We start from the raw sequence: 9,416 nt of genomic DNA on the forward strand, positions 1-9,416 counted from the left end.
CCTTAGTAGATTGGTGGAGTAACAATACCTATGGCAGACATCTTTATATAGGACAAGCTGCCTATCTGGTGAACCAAAGAATGGAGGCCGCGTGGCGATTACCAAAGCAGATGCCTGATCAGATCAGGTACATCAGGAAAAATAATCGGGTACAGGGAAGTGTTTACTTTAGTTCCAAATCATTCTCTACCGTAGCACGTGCATTTGGAGATTCCTTAAAAAACGATTTTTATAAATATCCGGCACTTCCACCTCAAATGCCATGGCTTGATGATGTAATGCCTAACCAACCACGGCAACTTATTGCAGATGCTTTGAATGATGGTGTGCACCTAAAATGGGAAAAACCTCTTCCTGCAGAAGACGGAGAAACTGCATCAGGTTATGTGATTTACCGTTTTGAAGAAGGCGAGAAAATAGGGATATTAAATGCCAGAAATATTCTTAAAATAAGTTTTGAAGAATTTACCTCCTTTATAGATACTGATGTAGATAGTGGTAAAAGATATAATTACCTGGTTACGGCACTGGATCGGTTAAAGAATGAAAGTGAACCTAGCGGGCCGGTAGGTATACAGGCTAAAGAAGCCCTGGCACCAAACTAGTAATACATTAAAATAAAGAAGGGGGCAGTCGTCATCTCGACGATAGGAGAGATCTCTTGAGCCACCCCCTTCTTGCTTAAATAACAGCTCTATTTTTGTTGTGGTAACAAAACTAAGCGGATGTAATTATCCTCATTTAAATATTTCTGAGCAGTAGTTTTTGTACTTTCAACAGAAACACTGTTTAGTCTTTGCTTTTCACCCAATAGCTGATCTAAGTTTTCTCCGTTTTTTAAACGGCTGCTAAGGTAGCTTAACCAATAATTGTTGTTACGTAAATTAAGCTCAAACTGACGCTGTTCTTCTGATTTGAATTTGGTGATATCATCTGCAGAAGCACCGCTGGCTTTAATCTTATTTACTTCATCAAGCGCTGCTGTAATAAGCTTTTCTACATTAGCAGGAGCGCAGCTAAATGAAATATTAAAGTAATAATGACCGGCAGGATACTTTTCAAGACTTAAGCCAACCTGCGGACTATAAACACCACTTTCCTTTTCGCGTAAACGTTCTAATATCTTTATTTCTAAAGCGCCTTTTAACGCATCTAATTGAATATTGTTATCTGCATTAAAGGTATAATCTCCATGAATGTATAACTCCACAGCAGCCTTATCTTCCAAACCTTTATAAACGGTTTTACTGATCTTTCCTTTCGGTGCCCTAACTCCGCGGTCGATAAAATCTTGTTTTTTATTCAGAGCAGGTAGGCTGGCAATATAGGTTTCAATAAACGGCTTGATGGTGTTAATGTCAAATGCACCCACAATAATGAACGTTTGTTCACTGGCATCGGCAAAGCGATCCTTATAAAAGTCAAAAGCTTTGTCTAGCGAAACTTTGTCCAAATCTTGTAGATTAGTAGGCATAGCACGCTTGTTGTACGACGATAACACCGCCTGAACAGTATCGCTAAAAACACTATTAGGGTTTGCATTTTTATTGCTCAGTACTACTTTATAATCAGAGATGTTCTTGTTAAATATCTCACTATCTTTTCTCGGATTGGTCGCGTAAGCATAAATCATTTGAAAAGCTGTTTCAATATCTTTTGGAGAAGAACTTCCGCTAAAGCCTTGATAGAGGTCATCAACATAAGCACCAGCACGGCCAGTGTTGCCAGCTAGCAGTTTTGATAATTGTGTCGGATTAAACTCGCCAACCCCACTTTGGGCAATCAGACTTACCATCTGTGCCGATTCAAGATCCTCATCATTAACTACAGACATTCCTCCTTTAGAGAATGAACTGAAGATGACCTGGTCATTTTTAAAGTCAGTAGGTTTTAAAAGCACCTTAATTCCGTTGCTCAATGTTAATTCGGTAACGCCTACGGCATCAATCTTCTTTTCACCAACAATTTTGCCTGCAACCGGATTTTTCTCCAACAGAGGCTTGTTTAACGAATTATCGACATATGCAGTAACCCCGGCACCAGCATTTTTTACAGCGGCCACCAATTGCGCTTCTGTTGGCAGAATAGCTTTGTCCTTTTCAGGAGCTTGAACAACAATAATCTGATTCTCTTTTGGTGTAAGCGTTTTTACCAGCGCATTTATCTCCTCAAGGGTAATATTAGCAACCGCTTTCTGGGTTTCTGCGTAAGTATAATCAATAGAAGGAATGGTGCTTCCTTTAAGGAAATTATTCAGGTACTGCTGTACAAAGTTTGATGATGCTGTTTTATCCTTTTCCTTGTATTGTTTTTCGTTGCCTGCAAGAATGTTTTTCTTGGTAACATCCAATTCAGATTGTACAAAACCAAATTTGCTCATCCGCTCATTTTCAGCAAGTGCTCCAGCAAAAGCTTTTTCCAACTGCTCGCCCGACTTAGCTGCAACTACAGTTTGAAAAGCATTAATACCCGAAACCAGGCCACCTTGATATGGTCCGAATGAGCTTTGTCCAAAAATAAAAGGAGCGTTCTCTTTTTGCAGAATCTCTTCAAATCTTGCACCCAGCATGCTATTCACCATAGAATACATGATTCTCTTTTTAAAATCGGCAGTGGTTTTTGTAGCATTTCCACGTAATTTATACATGATGATGGCAACATCATAAGGCTGCTCAGGATCCGTAATAACTTTAACAAGCGGTTCTTTGTTGTCGGGTAAATCATAATTTAAGCGAGGTCTAGGATTTGCCGGATTAGTTAGGTCAGAGAAGTTTGCCTTAATTAACTGCTCAACTTCATTTACATCAAAATCACCAACAGCTATCACAGCTTGTAAATTTGGTCTGTACCAATCCTTGTAAAAGCTTCTGATCCTGTCGTGAGAAAATGATTTTAAAATATCGATCTTTCCAATAGGCAGGCGGTTTTCATAACGCGAGCCCTTTAGTAATAGGGGAAGTAACTGTTTGCTCATACGTTCCTGAGCATTTTTTCCGCGCTGGCGATCTTCTTCGATTATCACACCGCGTTCTTTATCAATCTCTTCACCCTCCATAACCACTTTCCCTGCCCAGTTAGCCAGGATCTTAAAACCTGTTTTAAATACCAGGGTGCTATCAGTTGGGATAGGTAATTGATAAACCGTTTGCTCAAAGCCGGTGTAGGCATTTAAGTCGGCACCAAAACGGACACCTGCTTTTTGAAGGTAATTGATGATGTCGTTTTTAGGGAAATCTTTTGTGCCATTAAAGGCCATGTGTTCCGTAAAATGGGCTAATCCTTGCTGATCATCTTCTTCCATTAACGAACCTATTCGGGTTGCCAAATATAATTCAGCCCTGTTTTTAGGTTCTACATTCTTTCTGATGTAGTAAGTTAAACCATTCGCCAGTTTCCCAATTTTAACATTAGGGTCGTTGGGGATCAAAGTATCATTGTTTTTTTTTGCAGCTGCTGATACCGTCTTTTTTACAGCTGAAGGTTTTTTTTGCGCAAGTACGGGAGTATTAAATGCCACAAACGCGGCAAGCCCACATACGAGAGTGTTGATTGTTCTTTTCATGAAAAATAGTTAATGGGCTAAATTTAAACTTTTATAATAATTTTTTTATTATACATCGCCCAAAGAATTATCAGCCAGAACAATATGAAGGCAATTGCCCAGGCTAGTGATGCATTAATTGGAGAGAAATAGGAAGAGAAACCTGAGTAAAGCCAAGCTTGTAAGGTTACTTCGGTGCCGGCGCTGTTTTTTACATGGATCATACCCAATATACGTGGTATCAACCCCGATAAAAAAAATACTGTAATTGCATTTACGCCGTATACCACAAAAGGTTTGGTAAAGCGATTGTATTGGTGAACATCTATTATCCAATAACTAAGGGCAAGTATCACCGTTGCTAACCCGCCAGTGTACAAAACAAAGGAACTAGTCCATAATGATTTATTAATTGGAAATTGTAAATCCCATAATAAACCTAAAACTACGGCGGCACAACCGGTAGTAAATAGCCAGGCTATTTTAGAAGCGGCATCAATATCTTTACGTTTTAGGTAAACGCCAACCAGAATCCCGAATAAGCCTGTTGCAATTGCCGGAATGGTACTAAAGATGCCTTCCGGATCCCAGGTCTTGGCTGATTTCCATAGATGGGCCTCAGTTAGTATGCCCCTGTCTATCCATGCACCAAGATTGGTTTCTTTTTCAAGATTAGCATATCCAACGCCGGGAACAGGTACAAATGTCATTAATGCCCAGTAAACAGCTAACAAGGCAATTAATATCCTGAAGATGTTTTTTTCGGAATTTTTAAGAAATATAATGGACGAAATAAAGAATACTACTGCGATCCGCTGTAGCACCCCGGGAATGCGTACATGCTGAAAGGCACCTATAGGATCAGTAAATACCTTGGGAAATAAGGATAGGAATAATCCTAAGCCAAATAGGATAAACGCTCTTTTAAGTGCTTTTAAAATGGTTTTGTTATGTGTTGCAGGATCAGTTTTTTTGCTTCCCATCGCGTAAGCAATTGAAACACCAACAATAAATAGAAAGAAAGGAAAAATTAGATCTGTAGGCGTGCAGCCATTCCATTCTGCGTGTTCAAGAGGAGCGTAAATATTACCCCAATCTCCGGGATTATTTACAAGTATCATAGCCGCTACCGTGGCGCCTCTAAAAAAATCAAGGGATAATAGTCTTGCCGGAGTATCAGTATTGGCTGAAATAGAAGTCATGAATGGGGAATTAATTACAAAATAATCGCTATTGCGTAAACACAATAGCGATTATAAATATAATTAAAATTTATAGCGTACAAAGGCTTCCATCGCCTCGTAGTTTGCTAATCCCAAATTGTCATAAGCCTGGGCAGTTTCTCTGTTTCTGTCCTCAGCTCTTTTCCAGAATTCTCTGGCATCATCACCAGGGAAAACAGCTCTGTCTTTTTGCGACTGGTGTTTGAAAATAGCGAATTTCTTTCTTTCCACCTCTTGTGGACTAAGCGGAACAGCCATTTCAATTTCATGAGTTTCAAATTCCTGCCATGCACCACGGTACATCCATAACCAGCAATCTTTAACCCAGCTTTCAGTTTTTGCTAAACGCTTTAACGCTTCTAAAATGATATTGAAGCAAACGATGTGAGTTCCATGTGGATCTTCAAAATCTCCGGCAGCAAATACTTGCTCTGGTTTAACCTTTTGCAAAAGGTCCATTGTTAATTGAATATCCAGATCGGTAACAGGGTTTTTATTGTTTTTTCCGCTTTCGTAAAAAGGAAGCGCCATGAAATGAATATGATCATCTTCAAGTCCGCAGTAACGTGCACCTGCAATAGCCTCTCCTTTTCTGATCAAGCCTTTTACCGTTTGAATTTCTGGAGTATCAACCTGATTTGGTTGTTTTTTCTCCATAAAATCGCGCATGTTGTTGTACAATCCTTTTAACTCGTCTTTACCAAGACCCATTTTTTCAGAAAAATCAATGCTAAATTCAACAAAACGAAGTGCATCATCATCCCATACTGCAGTATTACCTGAAGTTTGGTAAGCTACGTGTACATCATGTTTCTGATCTACCAAACGGATAAAAGTACCACCCATTGAAATTACGTCATCATCAGGGTGCGGAGAGAAAATAATTGAACGCTTTTTAGCAGGTTCAGCTCTTTCCGGTCTTTGCGAGTCGTCAGCATTAGGTTTGCCGCCCGGCCATCCGGTAATAGTGTGTTGTAATTTATTAAAGATGTCTATGTTGATGTTGTAAACAGGGCCTCTGTCGATAGCCAACTGAGCCATGCCATTGTTATTGTAGTCATCCTCGGTAAGTTTAAGAACAGGTTTACCTAAATGATTTGCCAGCCAGATTACTGCTTTTCTGGTTAGTTTTTCATCCCAAACGCAATCTTTTACCAACCAAGGCGTATCAAAACGGGTTAATAAAGAAGCTGCGTCCTGATCCAAAATGAACTCAACATGCTCAGAAAGCTGTAGGTAGGTAGCAGGAACGTCACTTGAAATTTCGCCTTCAACAGCTTTTTTAATGATGGAAGCTTTTTTTCTGTTCCATGCCATCAAAATAATTTCGCGGGCTTTGAATATAGTACCAATACCCATGGTAATTGCTTTTGTAGGCACAAAAGATTTACCACCAAAATCTCTTGCAGCATCACGTCTTGTAAGGTCATCAAGAGTTACCAAACGAGTACCGGAATTTGGCGCAGAACCCGGCTCATTGAAACCAATGTGACCGGTACGTCCAATACCCAATATCTGGATGTCTAAACCTCCCAGATCTCCAATCTTTTTTTCATAGGCAAGGCAAAAAGCAGGAATTTCTTCTAGACTCAATGTTCCATCAGGGATGTTAACATTGTTTTTGTCGATGTCGATGTGATCAAACAAATGCTCGTTCATAAAAGAAACATAGCTTTGAGCAGCGTCTGGCTGCATCGGATAATACTCATCCAGGTTAAACGTGATCACGTTTTTAAAGCTTAAACCCTCTTCTTTATGCATTCTTACTAATTCTGCATACACTGCAATAGGTGTAGCTCCAGTAGCTAAACCTAAAACAGCCTGAGTGTTATTCTTTTGTTTTTCTTTAATCAGATCCCCGATACGTTTAGCCACGCTAAGTGATGCGGCCTTAGGGTTTTCAAAGACAGAAACGGGTAATTTTTCAAAACGCGTTTCTTCCAGAAGATTTAATCTTGCCATTTATTTTTGTTCTTAAAGTTTGTACGGAGCAGTAAATATAGCGACTCTATTGGGTATAACAAGAATTTTAATTTGGTAAAAAGGCTAAATTCAGGTCATTAACCGGTTGGTATTACGGATTGTATTTTACACAATCGATTGAGATGTTGAGTAAACGGTGTTTTTGAAAATAGCAAGCCTGAAATTTTTTTTTAATTGATTTGGAGTTTCTTCGAGGATTGTTCGGAGCTTGTTCATAGCAAACCCACAAACAGGTACCTTTTTGTGAAGAAATTGTGAATGAAGTGTAAATCATGTGAGGATTTAATATCTTGCAGATGCAAAATTCTAACTATGAATACCAACTGGGCCAGACTTTTTCATACCATTGAGAAAAAGGAAAGATTAATAATCGGATTAATGTCGGGTACTTCACTTGATGGATTGGATATTGCCCTTTGCAATATTAGCGGAAGCGGTGCAGCAACAAAGGTTAAGGTAAAGATGCCGATCTGCAAATGGTTTGCCTAATGAATGAAAAAATAGGATTAATCCATGCCGAGATGATTTTAAAGGTTATTGAATCGTGGGGATTAAAGCCTGAGGACGTTGATCTAATTGCAAGTCACGGACAAACTATTTTTCATGCACCTGCCTCTTTGCATAAATTGTCTGATTATCCAAATGGCACTTTGCAGATAGGCGATGGGGATCATATTGCGGTGAAAACAGGTGTCGTTACCATATGTGATTTTAGACAAAAGCATATTGCAGCGGGAGGTGAAGGCGCCCCCCTTGCCGTATATGGCGATTATCTGCTGTTTTCTGAAAAGGGAGAAGATCGGGTGATGCTGAATATAGGAGGGATAGCCAATTTTACGTATTTACCAGGTGATAATGATGCGGCAAAAGTGTTTTCTACAGATGTTGGCCCAGGGAATACTTTAATGGACCAATTTGTTCAGCACCACTACGAAGGACTATATTTTGATCAAAACGCTACAATAGCTAAAGCGGGTGTGGTAAGCGCTGCATTGCTTAAGGAATTGATGCAGTCAGATTTTTTAACTGCACAGTTTCCCAAAACAACAGGGCCGGAATTGTTTAATCTGAAGTATTTAAAGGCTGCACAGGAGCGATCAAAAACGAGTAGCCTTAACAATGAAGACATAATGACAACCCTATGCAGTTTTACCGCCCAGGTTATTGTTGATGCCATCGAAAAGTGCTTTGGCGACAACCAAAAACCATCGATATATATGAGTGGGGGTGGTATGCATAACCCCTTGCTTGTAAAGCAACTTAAAGAAGGGTTGCCCAATGCCAGGTTTTATACCACAGAAGACCTGCAAATAAATCCGGATGCTAAAGAAGCTGTTCTGTTTGCCGTATTGGCTAATGAAACATTAACGGGCACTGCCATCAATTTTGGCGATAGGGCAGGTGTTCCATCAATTTGTATGGGTAAAATCTGTTTACCTTTTTAAAGAATCTGCAGGTTTTTACGATGGTAGGCATTTAAGGTTACATCGTCTGCAGGGAGCTCAGTAACTAAATAGTCGATATTTTCCAGGGCAGCTACTTTAAGTCTTAATGATATGTCTAGCTTTTCGGAGATGCAAAGTACTGCCGTTCTTTTTGAAAAGTTAAGCATCGTTTTTTTAAGCTGATTAATTTCCCAGTCGGTATCTGTTAAGCCATCGGTTGGATGAAGCGCGCTTGTTCCAAGCAAACAAAGATCAGCACTGATTTCTGATAACTGATTTATCACATGTCCGCCGTAAGTTACCTGCGAATTCTTAGAGAACAGACCTCCGATAAGAATTACCTCTATCTTTGCATATTTGGCCAGTTCAATAGCTACAAATGGGCTAATGGTAAAAAAAGTGGCGTGTAAATTCTCTGGAAGAAGCTTGGCCACTTCAATTATGGTAGTTCCTCCTCCAGTTAAAACAACCATGCCATCTTTTATAAGTGAAATGGCTTTTTTGGCGATACTGATTTTAGCATCCTTGGCATACACAGAACTATCATCAAAAGAAGATTGGTAAGATTTTGACAATGCGCCACCATGAACCTTGAACAGCTTGTTGTTGTCCGACAATTCCTGGAGGTCGCGCCTGATGGTATCCTCAGAAACATTCAACAACTGAACAAGGTCTGAGGTAAGAACGCGATTGTGTAAATTGATTTGCCTCATTACAAAATCATGTCTTTCTTTTTTCAACATCTGTTTAATTTTTTGACTAAAGTAATAAAAAACGATTAATAATTTAATGCGGGTTTATGCAGGTTTGTGCAATATTGATTTGTGTAACAAGAATGAAATAGTTGTTTATTTTGTAAATAAATGAAAAACATTTATGATATTTACTAGAGGTTTGATTTTTTGCGTGTAATTGCGTGTTTTGAAAAACCGTATTTCCCCGCAAATAGCCAAACGAGAACTTAAATTTATTAACCAAACTATCGTTCATGAAAAAAAAACTACTTCTGTTTATTACAGTTGGTTTTTTGCTAATTTCCCAAACATTTGCCCAGCAAAAAACGATTACAGGTAAAGTCACCTCAACTGAAGATGGGCTTCCCATCCCGGGCGTTTCCGTAAAAATAAAAGGAACGTCTACTGTTGTTCAAACCGCTAATAACGGGGGGTACAGTATTAAAGCCAACGAAAATGATGTGTTGGTTTTTTCTTATGTGAGTATGAT

At 39.2% G+C, this 9,416-nt stretch carries 8 protein-coding genes; 4 read left to right on the forward strand and 4 right to left on the reverse strand.

Annotation, left to right across the window (positions count from 1 at the left end; translation table 11 throughout):
- Window positions 1-605: SaeA-related protein (locus tag AC1DDX_RS19490; RefSeq protein WP_477622438.1), on the forward strand; the 605-nt coding region annotated here is incomplete at its 5' end.
- An 89-nt stretch (window positions 606-694) separates the two neighbouring features.
- Here AC1DDX_RS19490 and AC1DDX_RS19495 read toward each other — a convergent pair.
- The 3 genes from AC1DDX_RS19495 to nagB form a co-directional block, all read right to left on the reverse strand.
- Complete coding sequence (locus tag AC1DDX_RS19495) at window positions 695-3,562, reverse strand: M16 family metallopeptidase (RefSeq protein WP_337716998.1); 2,868 nt, start codon at window positions 3,560-3,562, stop codon at window positions 695-697.
- A gap of 23 nt (window positions 3,563-3,585) precedes the next feature.
- On the reverse strand, window positions 3,586-4,743 hold the full coding sequence (locus tag AC1DDX_RS19500; RefSeq protein WP_288883351.1) for an acyltransferase family protein: 1,158 nt from the start codon (window positions 4,741-4,743) through the stop codon (window positions 3,586-3,588).
- 63 nt (window positions 4,744-4,806) lie between these two features.
- Window positions 4,807-6,726, reverse strand: a complete 1,920-nt coding sequence (gene nagB / locus AC1DDX_RS19505) for a glucosamine-6-phosphate deaminase (RefSeq protein ID WP_172662184.1) — start codon at window positions 6,724-6,726, stop codon at window positions 4,807-4,809.
- A gap of 333 nt (window positions 6,727-7,059) precedes the next feature.
- Here nagB and AC1DDX_RS19510 point away from each other — a divergent pair, with 333 nt between their 5' ends.
- Window positions 7,060-7,236, forward strand: a complete 177-nt coding sequence (locus AC1DDX_RS19510; RefSeq protein WP_477622439.1) for an anhydro-N-acetylmuramic acid kinase — start codon at window positions 7,060-7,062, stop codon at window positions 7,234-7,236.
- Complete coding sequence (locus AC1DDX_RS19515) at window positions 7,236-8,192, forward strand: anhydro-N-acetylmuramic acid kinase (RefSeq protein ID WP_477622440.1); 957 nt, start codon at window positions 7,236-7,238, stop codon at window positions 8,190-8,192. Before AC1DDX_RS19510 ends, AC1DDX_RS19515 begins: the two co-directional genes overlap by 1 nt.
- On the opposite strand, the gene AC1DDX_RS19520 is transcribed toward AC1DDX_RS19515, so the two are convergent.
- Window positions 8,189-8,935 (reverse strand): DeoR/GlpR family DNA-binding transcription regulator, encoded by a 747-nt coding sequence (locus tag AC1DDX_RS19520; RefSeq protein WP_048908297.1) that lies wholly within the window; start codon window positions 8,933-8,935, stop codon window positions 8,189-8,191. The genes AC1DDX_RS19515 and AC1DDX_RS19520 overlap by 4 nt on opposite strands.
- Window positions 8,936-9,180: 245 nt before the next feature.
- Here AC1DDX_RS19520 and AC1DDX_RS19525 point away from each other — a divergent pair.
- A partial coding sequence (locus tag AC1DDX_RS19525) for a carboxypeptidase-like regulatory domain-containing protein (protein ID WP_477622441.1) occupies window positions 9,181-9,416 on the forward strand: 236 nt, incomplete at its 3' end.

The organism is Pedobacter sp. 10L46_2 (assembly GCF_056395165.1).

Excerpts from the sequence above, each read along its gene's own strand:
- AC1DDX_RS19520 (WP_048908297.1), bottom strand. The coding sequence starts at position 8,935 with ATGTTGAAAAAAGAAAGACATGATTTTGTAATGAGGCAAATCAATTTA.
- nagB (WP_172662184.1), bottom strand. The coding sequence starts at position 6,726 with ATGGCAAGATTAAATCTTCTGGAAGAAACGCGTTTTGAAAAATTACCC.
- AC1DDX_RS19495 (WP_337716998.1), bottom strand. The coding sequence starts at position 3,562 with ATGAAAAGAACAATCAACACTCTCGTATGTGGGCTTGCCGCGTTTGTG.
- AC1DDX_RS19510 (WP_477622439.1), top strand. The coding sequence starts at position 7,060 with ATGAATACCAACTGGGCCAGACTTTTTCATACCATTGAGAAAAAGGAA.
- AC1DDX_RS19515 (WP_477622440.1), top strand. The coding sequence starts at position 7,236 with ATGAATGAAAAAATAGGATTAATCCATGCCGAGATGATTTTAAAGGTT.
- AC1DDX_RS19500 (WP_288883351.1), bottom strand. The coding sequence starts at position 4,743 with ATGACTTCTATTTCAGCCAATACTGATACTCCGGCAAGACTATTATCC.